Raw genomic sequence first — 20900 nt, 5'->3', positions numbered from 1 at the left:
GCGACCGTGGCGTCCAGGTCCGCCCGGTTCGCGAGCCGCAGCTGGGCGGACACGGCACCGGTGGCCGGGTTGTACACCGGCTGGCTCCGGTCACCTGCGCCGGGGGTCTCAACACCGTTGATGAAATGCTTGATGGTTGTCAGGGTGGTCGTCGTCGACATGTGCGGACTTCCTTGTCTGTGGCTTGAAGAGGTCTGTGGCTTTGAAGAGAGCTTGGGGTTTAGCCGAGCAGCTTGCGCTGGCGATTCTTGTGGTCGGTGTAGATCTGGTAGGCCTGCTGGGTGGATTCGAGTTCGGAGACCTGCGAAACGGGAACGTCCCACCAGGATTCGGAGCTTGGCGCGTCCAGCAAGGGGTCCGATTCGACGTGGATGACGATCGGTCCGGTCTCTTCCGGGGCGGCTTTCGCGTCGCGGATGGCCTGTTCCAGTTCGGCAATGACTTTCTCGCCCGGTTCGATCCGGATGACTTTCGCACCGAGGGACTCGGCGTTGAGGGCCAGGTCGATGGGCAGGTTCTCGCCGGCGTCGAAGGAGTGCTGTTCCTTGTCCAGGACCCTGTACTGGGTGCCGAAGCGCTGCGAGCCCAGCGACTCGGAGAGCGAGCCGATCGAGGCGTAGCCGTGGTTCTGGATCAGGACCACGATCAGTTTGATGCGTTCGGCGACGGCGGTGACCAATTCGGTGTGCATCATCAGGTAGGAGCCGTCCCCCACCATGACCACGACGTCGCGGTCCTTGCCGCCCGAAGCAGCCTCGGCCAACGCGGCGCGCTTGACGCCCAGGCCACCGGGGATCTCGTAACCCATGCACGAGTAGGCATATTCCACGTGGTAGCCGAAGGGGTCCCGGACGCGCCACATCTTGTGCAGGTCACCCGGCAGGGAACCGGCGGCGCAAATGACGACGTCCTGCTCGTCCATGGCCCGGTTGGTGGCTCCGATGATCTCGTTCTGCGCCGGAAGCGGCGTGTGCCGGGTGTCGAAGGCCTCATCCACGATCCCGTCCCAGCGCTTCTTCTCGGCCGCGATCTTCTGCTCGAGATCGCCGCCGACACGGTAGCCGCCGAGGGCTGCGTTGAGCTTGACGAGGGCCTTGCGGGCATCGGCGACGATCGGCAGCACGGTGCCGTGCTTGTACGCGTCAATCGCGGCCACGTTGATGTTCACGAACTTCACGTCGGGGTTCTGGAAAGCAGTGCGCGACGCCGTCGTGAAGTCCTCGTATCGGGTACCGATGCCGATGATCAAGTCAGCTTCGGCAGCGATGGCGTTCGCCGCCGTCGTGCCCGTGGAGCCGATGGCTCCGAGCGAGAACTGGTGGTCCCACGGGAGCACGCCGACGCCGGCCTGGGTGTTGCCCACCGGGATGCCGGTCAGTTCGGCGAACTTGGCGAGTTCCTCGTTGGCGAAGGCGTAAAGGACGCCGCCACCGGCGATGATGAGCGGCCGTTTGGCGGCACGGATGGCCTCGGCGGCGCGGCGGATGTCGTCGTCGTCGGCTTCGGGGCGGCGGATCCGCCATTCACGCTCGGCAAGGAACTCCTCCGGGACATCCAAGGCTTCGGCCTGGACGTCCTGCGGCAGCGAAATGGTCACCGCGCCGGTCTCGGCCGGGTCCGTCAGGACGCGCAGGCCGTGATGGAACGCCGAGAACAACTGCTCGGGCCGGGACACCCGGTCGAAGAACTTGGACAGCGGACGGAAGGCGTCGTTGACCGTGATGTCGTAGGCGTAGGGCAGCTCGAGCTGCTGCAGCACCGGGTCCGCGGCCCGGGTGGCGAAGGTGTCGGACGGCAGCAGCAGCACCGGCAGCCGGTTGGTGGTGGCCAGCGCCGCACCGGTCAGCAGGTTCGAGGAACCCGGGCCGATCGAGGTGCTGATCGCGAACGTCTGGCGGCGGCGGGTGTGCCGGGCGTAGCCGACAGCCTGGTGCGCCTGGGCCTGCTCGTTGCGGCCCTGGTAATACGGCATGATGCTCGGATCGAGCTGCTGGTACTGCTTGAGGGCCTGGCCCACACCGGCAACGTTGCCGTGTCCGAAGATCCCGAAGGTGCCCGGGATCAGGCGTTCCCGGTACTCGCTCCCGCCGACGGTGTCCACCGTGTACTGCTTGGACAGGAACTCGACAACCGCCTGGGCGACCGTCATTCTGCGCGTTGACATTACTCTTACTCCGATACTTTCGCAGGTGTCTTCAGCAGCTCTGGCGTCTTCAAGAGCGAGGCGGCGGTTGCAACGGCCCCGGCCACGTCGCCGTCGGCGGGATACAAAAGGGTCCGTCCCACAGTCAATCCCTGGACCCCCGGCAGGGCAAGGGCGGCCTGCCAGCTCGCGAAGACCTCGTCCTGGCCCGCGTCCGGATCCCCGCCCAACAGGACTGTGGGAAGCGTGGTGGCCGCCATGACGCGCTCCATCTCCGCCACCACCGGCAGCTTCATCCAGGTGTAGGCGCTCGTGGAACCCAGGCCTTCGGCAATCGCGATCGACTTGATCACGGCATCCGGGGAAAGATCGTTGCGGACCCTGCCGTTCGCCTCGCGGACAGACAGGAAAGGCTCCACCATGGCGATCAGCTTGCGCGCCGCGAGGGAGTCCACCGCCTTGGCCGTGGCTTCCAGGATGTTGGCGGTGTCCGGGTCCCCGAGGCAGATCCGGGTGAGCATCTTTCCGCCGTCGGCGCCCAGGGCGTCCAGGGCGGCTGCGGTGTGCCCCGTGAAACGGTCGTCGATCTCGTTGACCAGCCCCGCGAGGCCGCCGCGGTTCATCGAACCGAAGACGAGCTTGCCTTCCAGCGCACCGAGCAGGAGCAGGTCGTCCATGATGTCCGGGCTCGCGAGCACGCCGTCGACGGCGGGGTTCGCCAAAGCGATCTGCAAACGGTCCAACAGGGTCCGGCGGTCAGCCATCGCTGTCGGGTCCGAACCGACGCTCAGGGCGCCGCGAGCCGGGTGGTCGGCCGCGACGATGAAGTTCTGGGAGCCGTACTTGAGCCCCGGGTGGCGGCGACGTGCGGCGGCGGCGCGGGCAACGGCGTCGGGATCTTCCAGCCGGATCGCACTCAAGTGCTCGTAACGGCGGGGGTCATCATTGAAGCTCAACGTGTTGCTCCTTCGGAAACTGCTGCGTGGGAAGCTGCTGCGTCGGTGCCGGCGGCGCCGGCCGGCGTCAGGCGGCCGCGTTCGGCGAGCAACGAGGTGACTTCCTCCGGCGTCGGCATCGCGTCGGCACACGAGAGGCGGGAGGCGACGATCGCGCCCGCGGCGTTCGCGTAGTCCAGGACCTGGGCCAAAGGCCAGCCGGACAGCAGGCCGTGGCAGAAGGCGCCGCCGAAAGAGTCGCCCGCGCCCAGGCCGTTGACGGTCTCCACCGGGACCGGCGCAGAGACAACGCGTTCCGTGCGGGTCTTGGCCATGACGCCTTCGGGGCCGAGCTTGACGACGGCGATCTCGACGCCGGCCGCCAGGAGGCGATCGGCCTGCTCGTCCGGGGTTCCTTCACCCACGGCGACGGCACATTCCTTGTCATTGCCGATGGCCACCGTGACGTGCGGCAGGATCTTGGCGACCTCTGTCCGGGCCTCGTCCTCGGACGCCCAGAACATCGGCCGGTAGTCCAGGTCCAGGATGGTGTACTGGCCCTCTTTGAGTCCGGTGCGGGGGCGGGCCTCGTGGGCCGCGAGGTGGGCCGAACGGCTCGGTTCCTGGCAGAGGCCGGTCACGGTGGACCAGAAGATGCCTGCGTTCTTGATGGCTTCGAGGTCGAGTTCCTCGGCCTTGATTTGCAGGTCCGGCGCGGTGGGGAACCGTCCGTAGAAGTAGAGCGGGAAGTCGTGCGGGGGCTGGATCGCGCAGAACGTGGCCGGTGTCTGAAGGCCCGGCACGGGGGTGACGAATCCGTCGTCGACCTTGAACTTGCGCAGCTCGCGGTGCAGGTAGATGCCGAACGGGTCATCGCCCGTCCGCGTAATCACGCCGGAGCGGCGTCCGTGGCGGGCGGCGGCAACAGCCACATTCGACGGCGAGCCGCCAAGGTACTTGCCGAAGGACTGCACGTCCTCCAGTCCCACACCGATGTCGTTCGGGTAGATATCAACGCTGATGCGCCCGATGGTGAGCAGTTCGTGGGTCACGGTGATCGCGGACCTTTCTGTAGTGAACTCTTCTTGCGGGACGGTGAGAGCTCCGGTGCTTTTGCCGGCCCGCAGTGAGCGGGGCCACAACCACTACTTTGCACCAGAATTCATGTCCTGTCAAAGGTTTGTACTGACATATTTACAACGAAACGTAACGGCCTAAACTACGCGGTGATTCGGGTGTGAATCCGCTCCAAAACGCCGGAGTTACCGTGCAGGAACGGCGAGCTCGCCAGTGACATACTGGGCGCGGCCAAAGCCGAACGACCAGTCATCGGCAGTGTTTTCGACGTACCCCAGGAAGACGTCCTCGCCGGCGACACCAATCTCGCCGAGCCGGGCGGCGACCGCGGCGAACAAGGACTGCTTGGCTTCGCGACTCCGACCACCCTGGGTGAATATCTGGATCATGACCACACCGGAACTTCGCTCGAAACCCAGGCCGGCATCCTGGGCAACAATCTGGCCCCGGGGATGCTCGGTGATGATGTGGAAGTAGTCGCGCTCGGGGATCCCGTACTCGGCGAGGATGGCGTCGTGGATTCGCTGGCTGAGTTCACCGAGCTGCTCCGGCGTGCGGCCTTTGTTGACATCAATGCGGACGAGGGGCATCTGCTCTCCTTCGATAGTTTGTCCTGACATACTAACAAACTCTCGAATCGCGCCACAAGCTCTCGCCACCGTGGCACCCCTCCCCCCAGCGACGCTCGCTCACCTATGGGGCCTTAACGGCAAACGCTCGCTCGGATATATGGCGCCCGAACGGCAAGCGCTCGCTCACTAGATGTGAGCGAGCGCCGGTCCTTGCAACGTTCGCCGGGCTGTCCAACCGTTAAACAAAACGACGGCGCCCGTCACCTTCACAGAGAAGGTGACGGGCGCTGCCTATCCGAAGACGCTTTGGAACGGTCAGCGGCTCCTTCCCGAGTCGGGGTTTCCGCTGCTGACGATCAAGGGAACTACGATAAAGGCGTATCCAACCGACACTATGACAAGCCCCGCAACGGCACCCGGGATCGACTGCACGGCAGGCAACCAAGGAAGGAAGATGCAAGCAGCCATAAGAACCCAGAAAATCAAACCGGTCCACCCCGTGGCGAGAGTGGCTTGGTAATCTTTCTTTTGCATGGAGGCCTCCTACCTGCAGTTTGGGCCGTTGTAGATGACCGGCCATACAACCTGCATGCCAGTTCCCACATATTAAATACCCAAGCACCGCCCCGTGTCACGAGCGTGCACGGATGTATTCCAAATCGCCAGCCCATATGTCAGGCACGCAACACCCAGCCACGGCATCGCGAGGGCGCACATCGCACCAAACGCTCCTGCGTTGCCGCCTCCGACGTTGGCAACAGTACTTGTCTCATTCTTATTCAGTTGCTGGGTGCACAACGCCCAATCGCAACTAAGCGCCGGATCTGCCACTACCGGATACGACGCAGCCCGGAGCTCAACGGTTTGAGTGAGGACGTTGCCTCTGATGCTGTAAAACGTCGGGAGTTGTTTACCGGTGGCGTCGACAGCCCAAGCAGGCGAAATCGTGTTCATCAACCTCCCGGATGCATCCTTCAAAAGGACTTGCCCAGTGGATCCTTTAGCCAGAGTCGCAGGGGCCCCATCAACGAAGAACTCGTACTCGAACGAGCCTTGAGAACCAGAACCGTGAATGATCGCGTAGGCTGCGAAACGCCCACCATCTGCGGAAGCCGCAAAATTCACGGCATTGCCGCTGGCACCATAAACTGCGCGCTTCTGGTTTCCCGCGAGCTTCCCTCTTGCCGCCCCATCAACAAATCGGAGCTCGATGCTGTGTCCCGAGGCCTTTGAAAGCGCACCGGTGTCGGTGAGCTCAGCCAGAAACCGAGTGCCGTCAGGCTCTGAGCTTGCGGCATGAACGGGTTGATCGACGGGCAACACGCGATCCAGCGCCTCTAGGGCAGTTTCGGCCCGTTGCTCGACGTTCGCTTCTTGAGCCGTCGCAGCCGTAGCCGCATTCGGTGTCAAAATCGCGACGGCAAGAAAACATCCAAGTGCCATTCTTAATAGGTTCCAAATCTTCACAGCGTTCCCCAATCTTTGATTCCAGAACAGGACTAGCCACTGCGTCGAGATGGGTCTCGCACATTCAGACCCGGAGCGCCCTCAGAGAGCCATACGACTGTTTTCGTCCCGTTCCCCTATGTATTTTGATCTACCAGGATCGGCGCCTCCTTGGTTGAGGCTAAGCCATCGTTTCTGCCGCTGGGTTGCAATGAAGACAAAATGAGTGTCCCTAAGCGACAAAATGAGTGCTCCAAAGCACCAAAATGAGTGTTTGGTAGTCGCCTGGTGTGAGTTCTCGGGCGTCTCACGGCGATCTTCAGGTTCGGGCCTTAAACGGCCGCGAGGCGCTCCCGCCAGACGTGAGCGAGCGTTCGGCCAAAACCCGCCAGACGTGAGCGAGCGTTCGGCCAAAACCCGCCAGACGTGAGCGAGCGTGCAGTTAAACGACGGCGCCCGTCGCCTTCGCGTGGAAGGTGACGGGCGCCGTCGTCGTTCAATCGCGCGGAAACCCTGCGCGGGGTCCTACTACAGGGCTGCGAAGACCTCGCGGAGGAGCTTGGCGGTTTCGGACGGCGTCTTGCCGACCTTCACGCCTGCAGCTTCGAGAGCTTCCTTCTTGGCCTGGGCCGTACCAGCGGAGCCGGAGACGATGGCGCCTGCGTGGCCCATGGTCTTGCCCTCGGGGGCGGTGAAGCCCGCGACGTAGCCGACAACCGGCTTGGTGACGTTGGCCTTGATGAAGTCGGCTGCGCGCTCTTCAGCGTCGCCACCGATTTCGCCGATCATGACGATTGCCTTGGTCTCCGGGTCAGCCTCGAACGCGGCCAGGGCGTCGATGTGCGTGGTGCCGATGACGGGGTCGCCACCGATGCCGATCGCGGTGGAGAAACCGAGGTCGCGCAGTTCGTACATCATCTGGTAGGTCAAGGTACCGGACTTGGAGACCAAGCCGATGGGGCCCTTGCCCGTGATGTTTGCCGGGGTGATGCCAACCAGGGCTTCGCCCGGGGTGATGATGCCGGGGCAGTTCGGGCCGATGATGCGGGTGATCTGCTTGCCGTCAGCGTCCACCGTGGCCTGGGCGAGTGCCCAGAACTCGGCCGAGTCCTGAACCGGCACGCCTTCGGTGATGACAACAACCAGGCCGATGCCTGCTTCGATGGCTTCAACCACGGCGGACTTGGTGAATGCCGGCGGAACGAAGACGATTGAGACGTCGGCGCCGGTCTCCGCAATGGCTTCCTTGACGGTGCCGAAGACGGTGATTTCCTTGTCGCCGTGCAGCACCGTGGTGCCGGCTTTGCGGGCGTTGACGCCGCCGACGATGTTGGTGCCGGCCTTGAGCATCAGGGCGGTGTGCTTGGTGCCTTCGCCGCCGGTGATGCCCTGGACGATGACCTTGGAGTCCTTGTTGAGGTAGATAGACATAGTCTTGCGTCCCTTACTTCGCTGCGTTGGCGAGCTCGGCGGCCTTGTCGGCGCCCTCGTCCATGGTGGCTGCCAGGGTAACCAGCGGGTGGTTGGCCTCGGCCAGGATGCGGCGGCCCTCTTCGACATTGTTGCCATCGAGGCGGACAACCAGCGGCTTGTTGGCGTTGGAGCCAAGCTCGGCCAGTGCACCGACGATGCCCTTTGCCACAGCGTCACAGGCGGTGATGCCACCGAAGACGTTCACGAATACGCTCTTGACCTGCTCGTCACCGAGGATGACGTCCAGGCCGGCGGCCATGACCTCAGCGGAGGCTCCACCTCCGATGTCCAGGAAGTTGGCCGGCTTGACGTTGCCGTGGTTTTCGCCTGCGTAAGCGACGACGTCGAGGGTGGACATCACAAGACCGGCGCCGTTGCCGATGATGCCAACCGAGCCGTCAAGCTTCACGTAGTTGAGGTCCTGCGCCTTGGCCTTGGCCTCGAGCGGGTCAGCTGCGTCCTTGTCCTCAAGTTCAACGTGGTGAACGTGGCGGAAGCCGGCGTTCTCGTCCAGCGAGACCTTGCCGTCAAGGGCAACAATGTCGCCGGCGCCGGTCTTGACCAAGGGGTTGACCTCAACGAGGGTTGCGTCTTCCTTCTTGAAGACGTCCCAGAGCTTCAGGATGACGGAAGCAACCTTGCCACGCAGTTCCTCGGAGAAACCGGCTGCGGCGACGATTTCGTCGGCCTTGGCCTGGTCGATACCGACGGCGGGATCGATGGCGACCTTGGCGAGTGCCTCGGGGCGCTCTACAGCGAGCTGCTCGATTTCCATGCCGCCTTCAACCGAGCACATGGCCAGGTAGTTGCGGTTGGCTCGGTCCAGGAGGACGGAGAAGTAGTATTCCTCAGCAATGTCGGCGCCCTGGGCGATCATGACCTTGTTGACAGTGTGGCCCTTGATGTCCATGCCAAGGATGTTGGTGGCGTGCTCAAGCGCTTCGTCAGCGGACTTTGCGACCTTGACACCGCCAGCCTTGCCACGGCCACCGACCTTTACCTGCGCCTTGACGACGGTCACGCCGCCGATGTTCTCGGCAGCAGCCTTTGCTTCTTCAGGAGTGTGCGCCACGATGCCGGCGAGCACGGGTACACCGTGCGCTTCGAACATATCGCGCGCCTGATATTCAAACAGGTCCACGGTTTAGTGTCCTTCTACGTCGAAGTAGTTTCTGTACAGCCGGAAACCACGGTGACCGCGAAAACCGGCTGCGGATAGGTGCGCATCGAACGGCCGCCAAACAGCCGGTCACATTGCGCAAGTTCCTCTCGAACTTTAGCCCCCCGGGGAGGCCAGCCGGTTCTACAGTACCTGTTAAGTGAGTAAGCACACACTTCTATCGACCGTAGAAAAACCGCTATATGACGCGGTTTTCCGGCTTCAACAGCCGCTACGAATCCAGTTTGGTCAGCGGCGCGTAACGCAACAGCAGCCGTTTCTCGCCGACGTCGAACTTCACCTTCGCCACAGTCTTGTCTCCGGCGCCTTCGACGCCGATCACGGTGCCGTTGCCGAAGCTCGTGTGGTTCACTTTGTCCCCCACGACGACGGCGACCACTTCCTTTTGCGGCTGGACGCGGTTGCGTACGACGGCGGCCGGCACGTCGGCGTTGAAGCCCGCCGTAGCGCTGGCGGCAGCCCCGCGAGAGGTGCCGGCACCCCAGAAGGATCCGCCGTAGCGCCCGGAACCGATGGGGGCGTTCCCCCAGCCGCTCACTTGGCGGGAGGTGCCCTCGCGCTTCCACTCCACGAGACCGGTGGGGATCTCCTCGAGGAATTGGCTGGCGGGGTTGTATTGGCTCTGGCCCCACATGCTGCGCACTTCCGAGCGGGTCACGTAGAGGCGTTTCCGTGCACGGGTGAGGCCCACGTAGGCGAGGCGGCGCTCTTCTGCCAGTTCCTTGGGATCCGTCGCTGAACGCTGATGCGGGAACAGTCCGTGTTCCATGCCGGTCAGGAAGACCACGGGGAATTCCAGGCCCTTGGCCGTGTGGAGCGTCATGAGAGTGACCACGCCCATACGCTTGGCCTCCGCCACGGCGGCCGCAGCGTCCTCGGAGGATCCCTCCGGAGCGTCGGGGATCTGGTCGGCGTCGGCTACGAGGGAGACTTGCTCCAGGAACTCACCCAGCGAGCCTTCCGGGTTGTCGCGCTCGTATTCCCGGACCACTGCCACCAATTCGGCGAGGTTTTCCACGCGCGATTCGTCCTGCGGATCGGTGCTGGCGCGGAGCCCGGCAAGGTACCCCGTCTGTTCCAGGACAGCTTCCAAAGCTGCCGCGGCCCCGGACCCCGAGGCCACCTCGGCCAGGTCATCAAGGAGTTTCACGAAGCCCAGGACCGCGTTCACGGAGCGGGTGGCCATTCCGGGAGCCTGGTCTGCCTTGCGTGCCGCAGTCATGAACGACGTGCGTTCGCGTTCGGCGAGCGCCGCCACGGCACCTTCGGCACGATCGCCGATTCCCCGCTTGGGTTCGTTGAGGACGCGACGCAAGTTGACGTCGTCGTCCGGGTTCACCAGGACGCGAAGGTACGCGAGGGCGTCCTTGATTTCCTTGCGCTCGTAGAAGCGGGTGCCGCCCACCACTTTGTACGGCAGTCCGACTCGGACCAGGACGTCTTCGATGGAGCGGGACTGGGCGTTGGTGCGGTAGAAGATGGCGACGTCGCCGGGACGCAGGCCTTCCTCGTCCTGGAGCCGGTCGATTTCCTTGGCGATGAACTGGGCTTCGTCGTGTTCGTTCTCCCCCACGTAGCCGATGATCTTCTCGCCGTCGCCCTCGGCCGTCCAGAGTTTCTTGTCCGGACGGTTGGGGTTGCGCGAAATAACGGAGTTCGCCGCGCTCAGGATGTTCTGGGTGGAGCGGTAGTTCTGCTCCAACTTGATGGTGCGGGCTTCCGGGTAGTCCTTCTCGAATTCGACAATGTTGCGGATGTCCGCACCGCGGAACGCGTAGATGGATTGGTCGGAGTCGCCGACGACGGTCAGCTCGCTCGCCTGGGGACCCTCGCCGACGATTTCGCGGACCAATGCGTACTGGGCGTGGTTGGTGTCCTGGTATTCGTCCACGAGGACGTGGCGGAATCGACGGCGGTAGGACTCTGCGAGCGCCGGGAAGGCCCGGAACATGTAGACGGTCTGCGCAATGAGGTCGTCGAAGTCCATGGCGTTGGCCTGGCGCAGGCGTTGCGTGTAGCCCTTGAAGACCTCGGCCACGGCCTGCTCGAAAGGTTCGTTGTAGTTGGCGCTCGACGCAAACGCGTCGTCGTCGATGAGCTCGTTCTTGAGGGCCGAGATCTTGTGCTGGATCGCTTTGGGCGCGAACTTCTTGGGGTCAAGGTCCAGGTTCTTCGCTACGAGCGTGATGAGCCGCAGGGAGTCTGCGGAGTCATAGATGGAGAAGTTGGAGTTCAGCCCCACGTTGGCGGCTTCGCGGCGCAGGATACGCACGCAGGAGGAGTGAAACGTGGAGATCCACATGGACTTGGCGCGGCCACCCACGAGAGCCTCGATACGCTCCCGCATTTCGGCGGCCGCCTTGTTGGTGAACGTGATGGCCAGGATCTCGCCGTGGTGGGCCCGTCTGGTGGCGATGAGGTACGCAATACGGTTTGAGAGCACACGGGTTTTGCCCGAACCGGCACCGGCGACGATCAGCAATGGGCTGCCGGCGTGTTTGACGGCTTCCTCCTGCTGGGGATTCAACCCTTGGAGCAACGCCTCCGCAGACGGCAAGCCTGAGTGGCCTCCGTCTTGCCCTTCGCCGGGCGTGCCGCCCCAGGACGCACCGGACGCACCAGGCGCACTACCACCAGGCGCACTACCACCGGGCGCAGAGCCACCCGGCGCAGAGCCACCGGCGCGCGACAGCATGGCCGGAGCGGCCTTGGTGGCAGCTCGGCTTGCAGCTTTGAAGGGGCCATCCGCGTACGGGTCAAACAACATATCCATGGTGTTTACCAGTCTAGGCGGTGGCCCTGACACTGAAGGACCCGCATGATCTTCCCCCGGTCTCCGTCAAATACTGCCTCAGCCGGGAAATACCGAGGATCCGAAGCCCCCTCCCACTTATGCTTCTTGGAAGCTACGAGTTCGCTGGCTCAGGGACACATCCGAAGGAACGGCATGCGGGGAAAACGAGGGGTTTGGAGAACGCGCCGCCCCGGTGTGGTGTCGAAATACGGAACCGTCCTGGGGTTGTGCATCACCACTGCCTCAAGCTTGTTCCTTGCTGCGGCCAACCGGCTCCAGCCTTGGGAATTCGTCGCTGCGTACCTTGTCCTGGCCGCGGTCCTCGTCTGCTTCGCGCTTATGCTCCACTCGGATGCGTGGCCCTCGCGCCTGGCGGTTCTGCTCGGGCTGATCCTCCTCGCGGAACTGTTGGGCTCCGAACAACAACGCGACGAGTTCAACCCCGTTTTTCTCCCCTACACGCTGGTCCTCTCGGCAAGCTCGGTCCTCGTCCTCTCGATGCGCAAAACCTGGCGCTCGATCTTGTTCACATTCTTGGCGTTCCTGGTGGTCCTGGGATACACGGTGATCTCCGCCTCGGCGGTGGGCGTCCGTCCCGCGAGCGCCTTCATACTGGCCGCGACGTGGATCATCACCTTGGCGATGCGGCTTGGCGGACCACGCGCCTTGGCCCTGTATTGGGGAGATTTCGCCGTGCGCCAGGAGTCCGTGGCTGCCCACATCGTGGCACAGAACCGACGCAGTTCCGTGGCCTGGAACGCGAGGCATTTGCACGACACGGCCTTGCGCACCCTCACCGTGATCGGCCGCCAAGGCGCCGGTCTCTCCTCGGAGGAACTGGGAGAAATGCTCGACGCCGGCGCCTCCTCGGGAACGGCGGCCCGGCCGGGACTCCCGCTGCGAGGGTGGACCGGCGTCGACGTTGGCGCTTCGACCCCCTCCAAGACCCCGCAACCTGGCGAGCTCGCGGTTCGGTTGCGGCGAATCGCCGAGAAACGGGCGCGGGACGGCTTCAGCGTGGAGATCCACGGGATGACCGGAGCGCTGGCCGGGCCTGTCCATGCTGCGTTCCTGGCGGCCGTGGATGAATGCATCCTGAACGCCTACCGGCATGCCGGCGCAGGACATGTGGATGTCCTGCTATCACGGACCTCGGATCACGTGTCAGTGGTAGTCAGCGATTCCGGTTGTGGATTTGACCCTTCGACGCTCCCCGCCGACCGGCTGGGCGTCAAGGAATCCGTCCTCGCCCGGATGCGCGATGCCGGTGGACGTGCGCGGGTCTTTTCCGCGCCTGGACGAGGAACCACGATCCTGCTCGAAGCGGTGGCCGCGTGACTATGCCGGCTATGTCGCGGACCAGCGTGGAGGGGCCCCTCTTCGTGTCCCGTGGAATTCTGGCGACAGCCTGCATCGTGCTGTGGATCCTCAACTTCTATCTCGCTTTTGAGGCAGGCAGCGAGGCAGGCGCTGCCCTTTGGCACGTCCTGGCTGCCGGCCTGGACTTGTTGGGGCTCGTCGTCGCCTTCCAGGCATCCGATGCCGCCACCCCGCGGGGCTGGCTGGCCAATCTGCGCGCCACGTGGCTGGTACTGGCCATTTCTTCCGCTTGCTGCGCAGCATTGGCTGCCGTGCAGGAGACCGGGCTCGCCCTGATTGGGGCGAACGCACTGCTCTCCGCCGTCGCTGTCCTTCTTGTGTCCCATCTCTGGAATCTTCGTGGATTCGTCACCCTCACGCTCGCGACGGCGGCGATCAACACAGCCCTCTACGCCGTCACTCCCGGAGCCGACGGGCGGACGACGTCGAACATCCTGTTCCTTTCGCTCCTTCCCGGTGTGGTCGGAACGGTGAGCGTGCTACTGCGCAGGGACGCCATCCAGCGGAAGGGCGCGTGCGGCCTGAGCGAGCGGCTCGACGCCTTGACGCGGGCCATCAACGCCAAAACGTCCGCACAGGAGCTCGAACTGTCGATCACGAAGACCCGGATCGATGAATTGATTGCCAAGGTGGCGCGGGCACGGTCCCTGCCTTTGGACCCCGCGATGGCCCGGGAAGCGAGGGAGCTCGGGGGTCATTTGCGCCAACTGCTACTCGAGGAATGGTCCGACAGTTGGCTCCAGGAGGCATTGGAACTGGAGGGCCTGGGCGGCAGTGTCGTTATTGCCCAGCCCACTGACGTGGTGGAAGAGCTGCCGGAGAGCTCACGCCCGGCCATCCTGGCTGCCACCATGCTGATGGTAGTGGGCGCCACCTTACGGGGCACGCAACAGGGCGGCACCGCTCCACGGTCCGGGGCGGCACACCGCATCCACTTCTTTGCTGAGAAGGCCGGCCATGACGGCGCACGACTGACATGGCGCATCGGCGGAGTTCACAAGAATCACCTCTCGCCTCTGTTGTGGACCGAACTGGATTCGCTGGGGCGCGCCAAAGCGCGCAATGACCGTGAGGGCTGCAGCATCGTGGTTGACACAGCGGGGCGGCGACGTTGACCCGCGTTCTGCTCATTGACCGCCACCAGCTCTTGATCGACTCCTTGTCGCAGTGGCTTCTCCTCAATGCACCGGAAATCCGTGTCCTGGCCGGGGCCTGTTCCTGGACTCCCGGCTCCCGTATGCCCCAAGGTGACGGAGCCGGCAAGGCGGATGTCGCCGTCGTGGGTGAACTGCACGAAAACGAAGCCCCGAATCTTGCCGCTATCGTGTCGTCGCTGAGGGCGTCGGGGACGCAAGTGGTCCTGCTGGCGGACCAACAGCCTGTGACGGCCATCAACTCAGCCCTCGACGCCGGTGCGCTGGCCATTGTGCCGAAGTCCGCCGATCCGGTCCACACCGCGGCTGCGATCCGCGCGGCGGCATCCGGCCGGCGATATCTTCATCCGGACATCAAGGGCTTGCTTGAGTCAGCAGCCGGAAGGAGAGTCGAGTTGTCAGTCAGGGAACGGCGGCTTGTGGAGCTGTACCTTGGACCCACGCCTCGAGGCGTCAGGGAGGTGGCGGAGCTTTTGGCGATCAGCCAGCAGACAGTCAAGTCCCACCTGCACCGGGTCCGGCAGCGCTACGCAGCCGCCGGCTTCAGCGTGGGAAACATCATCAGCCTCCAGGATCAGCTTCGAAAAGACGGCTGGCTGAGCTAGACGACGTGCGGTTTCGGCTGCGGCGATTTCGACGCAAGAATGCTCACCAAGGCCACCAAGAGCGGAACGCACAATGCCGACATGAATCCGGTCACGATCATCCGGCTGTGAATCTCCGGCTGCACCTCAAAAATCAGGACAACCCAGAACTGCGCCCAGCAGCCGAGGACCATCACCACGGCAAGGCGTCCTATTCCGGACTTCCGTCGAGCGGCGACCGCGAACCCCAAAAGCAGCGTCAACAGGTGGAGGCCAGGCAACGCAACCGGCGCTGCCTTCAGCGCCGTGTACAGGCCCAGGACAACGGGCACCCGGCGTTCCTTGGCGCCGGGACCTTGGCCCGAATCCGCCATGTACGATCCCCCATTACTGAATTCGGGCGTGAGCAGGGCGGTGATTCCCCGCTCCCCCAGGCCGATCAGCCGTTCCGGGTGGGTGGCAAAGAAGGCGGCGATCTTGCCACGATTGATTTGTTCCCCGAACTGGGCGTAATGCGGGTTGTAGACCGCTGAGTTGATGGAATCCATCGTGCTGCCCGCTGCCGTCACGAAACTCCTGTCCAGCCCCAGCCACTTCAAATCCGCGACCGGATCCGGGCTGTTGGGCAGGATCGACGCGAAGACGGTGTTGTAGAGATTCACTTCCGTGGCGCGCTTGGGCTCGACCGATAGGAACGCGACGGCAACTCCTGCAATGGCAATCACGGCTGCCGAGGGCACCACGAACGCCTTCCACCGGCGACGCCGGGAGCCCGCCCGCCGTCGGGCGCTCCCGGAGCCCGTCCGCCGTCGACCGCGAGCGGCGGACGCCCGCCGTCGTTCGTCCACAGGCAACCACAGGAGCGCCAAGGCAATCACCGGCAACCAGGACACCATCTGCGGCATGGCCGAGATCGTAAATGCGGCCGCGAGGACCACCATCAGCACCGAAGCCCAGCGTGGCCGCCCGTCGTTCCAGTAGCGAAGCAGCGCCACTGCCAAGGCAAGTGTGCCCAGGAACGCAGCGGATTCGCGGTAGGGCGACACAAAGAAATCCGCGAAGACCCCGTCCGCCGTGACCAGCGTGACGAGCGCAGCGATCATCACCCGGAACGGTGTCCGCCCCGGCAACGCAGCCACGAGTCCGGCGATGAGGGCGCCAAAGGCAACACAGCATGCAATCCCCACCGCACGCGTATCCAGGCCCGCTCCCCAAGCGAACACCGGCGTGAGCCATTTGCCGAGCCACAAGACCAGCAGTTGCGAGGAATACACGGGCTCTCCGGATCCAGTGAAGCCGCAAGCTTCACCGTGGTACTGGTGCGGTACCCAGCTCGGATGGATGAAATGCGTGAACTCGGTATAGCCCCACGGCCGGAGGTTCCGGACCCCCAGCGAGCAAAGCAGCTGTTGACCGGTCCCGTCGTCGGCCATACCAACGGTCCGGGGCAGGAATAAGCGGAGGATCATGACGAGAGCGGCAAGTGTGCCGGACGATAGGGCAACGCCGCGCGGGCGGGGTGGCCTCAGCGCGCCCGAGCCCACCTCACCCGGGCCGAAAGTGCTGGCCAGGTATGCTGCCGCGGAGCGCAGCGGGCTCGCGGTCCCGTTCTTCCGGCGGAGCGGTTCCGGGGCGAACCGCCCGGGCGGCCCGGGCTTCGCGACATCCGGTCTTGAGTCAACCACGCTTCCGCCCTCCCGTCGGCGCGAGCGTGCCGGTGATGGTGCCGGGACTGGACTGCACATTGGACTGCGAGACGGCGACGGCGCACCGCACCGTGCGAGCGCCGTTCACCGCCCGGATGATCGGACGCAGCGTGATTCCGGCAGGGAGCGCGTCAACGTCGAGGAACTGCAAGGCGTAGGGCAGGCAGCGCGCGTTTCGCGCGGCGGGAGTGGCCACGCTGCCCTCCAGGTTGAACCACGCACTGATGTCCTCCGCGGTGTGGGGCTCGCTGCACGGAACATCGACGCTGTCGTCGTTCAGCCGGCCGTCCGCGAGTTCTTGCCTGTAGCACAGCCGCAAAGCGGCCGAATCATGGCCGGCCAGCACGCCCTTGAGATCCAGGGTGGTGGTCTGTGGAGTGCCATCGTCCGCGGCGAGGAGCACGTCACAACGCACGGCCCGGGCACCGCGTTCCCAGTCGTCACGGCTCGGAGCGTACGCCGCGATGGCGAGCCCGGTTGTTCCGTCGCGTTCTCGGGCGCCGAGATACGCCCGGAGCGTGGCAACTTCGCACAAGCGCGTGGTGAGCGCCTTGAGTTCCTGTTGGCCCGGCCTTGTTCCCCGCCCCGACAAGGGAGCCGGAACTCGCGCGACCTTGTAGGTTTGGGCTGTGTGCGCCTCCGTGCAGGGAACCGGCGGGCTCGGTTCGCTGACGGCGTCGAATTGCTCCGGGGACACAATCAAGTGGCACTCGCCCACTGCCGGGTTGCCGGTGGCCGCTCCGGGAAGGGTCTGGTTGCATCCACTCAGGACCCCTGCGAGCAGCACCGCTGCAGCCCCCGATCCAGCCCATTTCGCCCAGCTACGCGGCACGCCGCCCCCGGGTGGCCTTGCCTGCGCGGACCAAGACAATGATGGCCGCCACAAAGCCGGTGATCACCACAAAAGAACCGAGGAAATGGTGCATGATGCTGAACCCCTGCTCACCCCAGGCCTGCTGTGCACTCGCAATCATGAAGAACCTCAAGCCGTTGCTGACAACAACAATCAGCATCGCCAAGGCAGCGGCGCGGGCCAATCGTGGCACGGTTATGCGGCCCATGAGGAACAAGATGCCGGACAAGGCCAGGACGGGGGCGATCAGCACCGCGCTGGAACACAATCCGGTCACCTCCAGTCCGAAGGGTTGCCCACCGCCGATGTTGTGGAAGATGATGTCGCGGACGCTGTAGGACGAGCCTCCGAGGACCCGGTCGAACACCCAGGCCATGGCCCAGGCCTCGAAACTACGGATGCTTTCCTGTTGCAGCATGGCTAGGACAGCCATCGCCAAACATGCCAGGCCGGGGAGAATCCCGCCCTGGCTCGCCCGGATGGTTGCGGCGCGAGGAGCATGCGGCCCTTGTGGCCCTGCGGAGTATTCGACACTTGTGGTCACTAGGCTTCCTTCGCTAACAGCTGCGCGTCGTTCTCATTGTTGCGCCGGGTTTTCGCCCAGCTGTCGCGTCCTGTGACCAAGCGGTAGGTTGCCCTCAGCACGGACACGTAGTTCTGGTACATGTAGAGCCAGTAGCCAACTCCCCACAGGACTCCTACCAGCCGGCTTTTATCCGGGGCTGCCTGCTTGCGGTAGACGGGACCCCACAAGGCGAACGGCGCGATGCCCGTTGCAATGATGAGCGGGATGATGAACCAGGATGCCGCCAGCCAGGCCTGGAAGCCGCCCATCGTCAGGGAACCCTGGGCCACCATGGTGATGAACAGCGTGGGCCACAAGACCAGGCCCAAGATCTGGATGAACGGCTGGACCAGGAAATAGCTGCATTCGATAGCCCCGATGTTGCTGAAGTACGGAGACTCGAAAATCCGCCCCAGGTAACTGCTGCATTGCATTCCGCCGTGGCACCAGCGGGTCCTCTGGGTCAGCAGTCTGCGAAGCCCCGGAAGTGCTTCCTGGGACACGTGGGCATCATGCATGTATACGGTCTTGTAGCCGCTCAGCAGCACGTGGATCGCGAGTTCGTAGTCCTCCAGGAGGGCCCCGTGCCACGGTTGCCCGGAGGTCCTGGCAATGGTGTCGAGGGCGGAAAGACGGGTGAACTGCCCGTTGCCGCCCAAACCAACGGTCAACGTGTGGCGTCGGAGCGACTGCATGGCTGCGATGGTCGTGCGGAACTCCATGTCCTGCATAAGGATGAGGTATCGGGCGAAGCCTTGCTTCACGCGTCCGAATCCAGTAGCCGTCTTCAGTGCCGGGTCGTCCACATTGGCCATCCACACAGCGGTCTGAGCCGCTCCAACCTCAGGGTCCCCGAAGGCAAGTGGTCCGGCTGCCTGCCGGAACGCATTCTCAGACATCAGCCCATCGGCGTCGAGCACCATGACGATCACCGTTTCACGGTCGGCGCCGGAAGGCAGCCAATCGTCCAGGGCCCGGTATGCAGCGTTCAGAGCGTCCCCCTTGCCAGAACGGGCGTCCGGGAGAACACGGCGAACAAGGTGAATCAAGGGGTCGGTCTCGGATGCGCACTGCACGACGTGGGCCGTGGCGTCTTCACTGGCATCATCCACAACCCAAACGTGAGCCTCAGGAAATTGTCCCCGCAGCTTCGCCAGGGTATTCCCAATCACGGTTTCCTCGTCGCGGCACGGAATGAACACGTGCCAAGTGAAGCCTCCCGGTGTTCCCTCCGGATCCGGCGTCCTACGCAGAAACGGAACCAGGATCACGCTGATGTAGGCCAGGAACACCACCAACAACACGAATGCCAGGGCTTGGGCGGACTCGAGTACTGACATGTCTCCCCGATAGTGCTTTGAGGCTGTTTACGGCCGTTTCAAGAAAAGTTGAAGCGGGGCGGCCCCTGAGGTAGAGCCGCCCCGCGGATGATGCAGCTAGGAATCCTTGCGGCTGGCAGCCCGCTTCGCGGTCTTGAGCCTGCTGTTGCGCAGGACCACGAATCCGGCAACCAACAACGCAATGCCCAGGAGGATGACCCAACCAAGTGCCGGCGCTCCGGTGGCGGCGAGGGTACCGCCGCCCGCCACTGCTCCCCCGGTCGCCAAACTATTTCCGTACATGCTGCGAAGTTCCTTCCGTTGTTCTTGTCTGGTTGCGGGCAGGCGCAATCAGGCGGCCGGAGCCGCGGTCCGACGGCGTGCGCGGAAGAGGAACCAGCAAACCAGCGCCAGCAATGCCGCTGCGCCGCTGATGGCCAGGGTGTCGTTGTTGACCACCGGGATTGCTGCAGCAAGCAGGTTCGGACCCACGGAGGCGTTGGCCAGGTTGACGGTGGCGATGCTGCCGCCGGCTATGCCCACCTGGAGCGCACGCTCGGTAAAGATGCCCCCGCTGCTTTGCTGAACGTTGACCTTGGCCGAGACCAGTGCGGTCAAGGCATTGGACAGCGGGGTCACGATGGTCGAGGACACACCCGAGACGACGCCGTTCAGGGCGGTGGTCAGGACGGCCAGTGCGGGGCCGGCAGTGATCTGCGCAATCGGTCCAAGGGCGTTGACCGCAGCGGTCGCGCTAGCCAGCGTGGAGTTGACCAGGCTGGTGATCTTGGCGGCAACCGCCTGCGGCAGGAACAAAACGAGGTCGGTGCCAGGGGGCAGGGCGTTCAGGCTCGGCACACCGGCAACGGCCAGGAGGTCTGCCTCGGTGATCGAGATCGTGCCACCCGCAACAGGATTCGCCACGGTGACGCCCAAAGGACCCAGGACTAGGTTGGCGGTGTTGATGGCGGTACCAACCGTGCCGGCAACTCCGCCAATGACCGTTCCGCGAAGATCAGCCGATACGCCGGCAACGGAATAGGCGCCGGCTGGGGCTGCTCCTTGGTCCTGCTTGGCGGCCGCGGCCAGCGTGGTGATCTTCAGGTCCAGGTTCACGAGGTCGGCGCCACCAAGGATGTTGGCCGTGCCCACTTTGATTTCAGCCGCCGGGATGCTGGGGCTTCCCGACGTCGGCAGGCCGCCGGGTAAAGTGACGAGGCCCGGTGCGCCGGAAACCGTACCGGAGAACGCCGCCGAGGACCCGTCATTGACGGCCTTGCCGTACTGGCTGACGGCCCCCAGCTGGATGATGCCGTTGTTGCCCAGCAACGGAATGTTTCCCGCACCGACGTTCACGATGCCGAAGGCGGCGGAAAGGTCGAGCGGGGTGCTGCTTTCAATGACGGCGGGGCCGGATGGCGGAGTGCCGATCTGCTGCGCCGTTGCCGCGCCATTGGATGCCAAACCGGCAAAGTTCGGCATGGCAAGGACGCTGCCGTCGATGATCTGCCCGCTGCCGGAGGAAATAATGTCCGTCGGTCCGGCAGTAGCTGATGGTGCCGCTGCCAGGCCGAAACCCAACGCTACGACGGCGCTGACGCCCACCGCGGCGGACCATGTCCTGTGTCTGGTATTCAAGTATTGCCCCCTCGTGAGAGTTGCAATCACGCCGGGCGCGCTGCAACGGAAACCTCGGAGAACGCACGTCCCCCGTGGAGA

17 protein-coding genes and 1 pseudogene are annotated in these 20900 nt (G+C 64.2%); 3 read left to right on the top strand and 15 right to left on the bottom strand.

Annotation, left to right across the window (positions count from 1 at the left end; genetic code table 11):
- The 9 genes and pseudogenes from ACFVTG_RS18195 to pcrA form a co-directional block, all read right to left on the bottom strand.
- A pseudogene (locus ACFVTG_RS18195) lies at positions 1–161 on the bottom strand (methylmalonate-semialdehyde dehydrogenase (CoA acylating)); the annotation flags it as partial.
- A gap of 59 nt (positions 162–220) precedes the next feature.
- Entirely contained in the window at positions 221–2149 is a 1929-nt protein-coding gene (gene iolD / locus ACFVTG_RS18190; RefSeq protein WP_390282270.1) for a 3D-(3,5/4)-trihydroxycyclohexane-1,2-dione acylhydrolase (decyclizing), read from the bottom strand.
- A 20-nt stretch (positions 2150–2169) separates the two neighbouring features.
- Entirely contained in the window at positions 2170–3099 is a 930-nt protein-coding gene (locus tag ACFVTG_RS18185; RefSeq protein ID WP_284752443.1) for a deoxyribose-phosphate aldolase, read from the bottom strand.
- Complete coding sequence (gene iolC, locus ACFVTG_RS18180; RefSeq protein WP_284752442.1) at positions 3096–4130, bottom strand: 5-dehydro-2-deoxygluconokinase; 1035 nt, start codon at positions 4128–4130, stop codon at positions 3096–3098. Before iolC ends, ACFVTG_RS18185 begins: the two co-directional genes overlap by 4 nt.
- A gap of 210 nt (positions 4131–4340) precedes the next feature.
- Positions 4341–4745: a tautomerase family protein gene (locus ACFVTG_RS18175; RefSeq protein ID WP_390282268.1), complete on the bottom strand. Its 405-nt coding sequence runs from the start codon at positions 4743–4745 to the stop codon at positions 4341–4343.
- Positions 4746–5333: 588 nt separating this feature from the next.
- Positions 5334–6194 (bottom strand): hypothetical protein, encoded by an 861-nt coding sequence (locus tag ACFVTG_RS18170; protein WP_390282264.1) that lies wholly within the window; start codon positions 6192–6194, stop codon positions 5334–5336.
- Between the two features lie 507 nt (positions 6195–6701).
- The gene (gene sucD, locus ACFVTG_RS18165) at positions 6702–7604 is read right to left on the bottom strand and encodes a succinate--CoA ligase subunit alpha (protein ID WP_184737777.1); all 903 of its coding nucleotides are present in this window, start codon (positions 7602–7604) and stop codon (positions 6702–6704) included.
- A 13-nt stretch (positions 7605–7617) separates the two neighbouring features.
- Complete coding sequence (gene sucC / locus ACFVTG_RS18160; RefSeq protein ID WP_284752438.1) at positions 7618–8787, bottom strand: ADP-forming succinate--CoA ligase subunit beta; 1170 nt, start codon at positions 8785–8787, stop codon at positions 7618–7620.
- A 250-nt stretch (positions 8788–9037) separates the two neighbouring features.
- Entirely contained in the window at positions 9038–11599 is a 2562-nt protein-coding gene (gene pcrA / locus ACFVTG_RS18155; RefSeq protein WP_390282263.1) for a DNA helicase PcrA, read from the bottom strand.
- 174 nt (positions 11600–11773) lie between these two features.
- Here pcrA and ACFVTG_RS18150 point away from each other — a divergent pair, with 174 nt between their 5' ends.
- From ACFVTG_RS18150 to ACFVTG_RS18140, 3 genes are read left to right on the top strand one after another with little or no spacing between them, the layout of a single operon-like run.
- Complete coding sequence (locus ACFVTG_RS18150) at positions 11774–12958, top strand: sensor histidine kinase (protein WP_390282262.1); 1185 nt, start codon at positions 11774–11776, stop codon at positions 12956–12958.
- Positions 12959–12969: 11 nt separating this feature from the next.
- Complete coding sequence (locus tag ACFVTG_RS18145; RefSeq protein ID WP_390282261.1) at positions 12970–14115, top strand: hypothetical protein; 1146 nt, start codon at positions 12970–12972, stop codon at positions 14113–14115.
- A complete protein-coding gene (locus tag ACFVTG_RS18140; protein WP_390282260.1) occupies positions 14112–14759 on the top strand; it encodes a hypothetical protein in 648 nt (215 codons plus the stop codon). The genes ACFVTG_RS18145 and ACFVTG_RS18140 overlap by 4 nt, the downstream gene beginning before the upstream one ends.
- Here ACFVTG_RS18140 and ACFVTG_RS18135 read toward each other — a convergent pair.
- From ACFVTG_RS18135 to ACFVTG_RS18110, 6 genes are all read right to left on the bottom strand, one after another.
- Positions 14756–16423: a hypothetical protein gene (locus ACFVTG_RS18135; RefSeq protein WP_390282259.1), complete on the bottom strand. Its 1668-nt coding sequence runs from the start codon at positions 16421–16423 to the stop codon at positions 14756–14758. The two genes, ACFVTG_RS18140 and ACFVTG_RS18135, sit on opposite strands and share 4 nt — an antisense overlap.
- Positions 16416–17276 carry a septum formation family protein gene (locus ACFVTG_RS18130; protein WP_390282258.1) on the bottom strand — a complete coding sequence of 287 codons (861 nt, stop codon included), beginning with the start codon at positions 17274–17276 and terminating at the stop codon, positions 16416–16418. Before ACFVTG_RS18130 ends, ACFVTG_RS18135 begins: the two co-directional genes overlap by 8 nt.
- Entirely contained in the window at positions 17266–17841 is a 576-nt protein-coding gene (gene xrtS / locus ACFVTG_RS18125; RefSeq protein ID WP_390282257.1) for an exosortase S, read from the bottom strand. The genes ACFVTG_RS18130 and xrtS overlap by 11 nt, the downstream gene beginning before the upstream one ends.
- A complete protein-coding gene (locus tag ACFVTG_RS18120) occupies positions 17841–19202 on the bottom strand; it encodes a glycosyltransferase family 2 protein (RefSeq protein ID WP_390282256.1) in 1362 nt (453 codons plus the stop codon). Before ACFVTG_RS18120 ends, xrtS begins: the two co-directional genes overlap by 1 nt.
- A gap of 96 nt (positions 19203–19298) precedes the next feature.
- Positions 19299–19484, bottom strand: a complete 186-nt coding sequence (locus ACFVTG_RS18115) for a hypothetical protein (RefSeq protein WP_284752428.1) — start codon at positions 19482–19484, stop codon at positions 19299–19301.
- 48 nt (positions 19485–19532) lie between these two features.
- Positions 19533–20819: a choice-of-anchor G family protein gene (locus ACFVTG_RS18110; RefSeq protein WP_390282255.1), complete on the bottom strand. Its 1287-nt coding sequence runs from the start codon at positions 20817–20819 to the stop codon at positions 19533–19535.
- Positions 20820–20900 lie beyond the last annotated feature (81 nt).

It is taken from the genome of Arthrobacter sp. NPDC058127 (genome assembly GCF_042884555.1).
Classification (GTDB): Bacteria; Actinomycetota; Actinomycetes; order Actinomycetales; family Micrococcaceae; genus Arthrobacter.
This window is presented reverse-complemented; position numbering and strand designations above follow the sequence as displayed.

Bases quoted from the DNA above. Each gene is read 5' to 3' on its own strand.
- ACFVTG_RS18150 (WP_390282262.1), top strand. From the start codon at position 11,774: ATGCGGGGAAAACGAGGGGTTTGGAGAACGCGCCGCCCCGGTGTGGTG.
- iolD (WP_390282270.1), bottom strand. From the start codon at position 2,149: ATGACGGTCGCCCAGGCGGTTGTCGAGTTCCTGTCCAAGCAGTACACG.
- ACFVTG_RS18145 (WP_390282261.1), top strand. From the start codon at position 12,970: ATGTCGCGGACCAGCGTGGAGGGGCCCCTCTTCGTGTCCCGTGGAATT.
- ACFVTG_RS18175 (WP_390282268.1), bottom strand. From the start codon at position 4,745: ATGCCCCTCGTCCGCATTGATGTCAACAAAGGCCGCACGCCGGAGCAG.
- sucD (WP_184737777.1), bottom strand. From the start codon at position 7,604: ATGTCTATCTACCTCAACAAGGACTCCAAGGTCATCGTCCAGGGCATC.
- pcrA (WP_390282263.1), bottom strand. From the start codon at position 11,599: ATGGATATGTTGTTTGACCCGTACGCGGATGGCCCCTTCAAAGCTGCA.
- ACFVTG_RS18120 (WP_390282256.1), bottom strand. From the start codon at position 19,202: ATGTCAGTACTCGAGTCCGCCCAAGCCCTGGCATTCGTGTTGTTGGTG.
- ACFVTG_RS18115 (WP_284752428.1), bottom strand. From the start codon at position 19,484: ATGTACGGAAATAGTTTGGCGACCGGGGGAGCAGTGGCGGGCGGCGGT.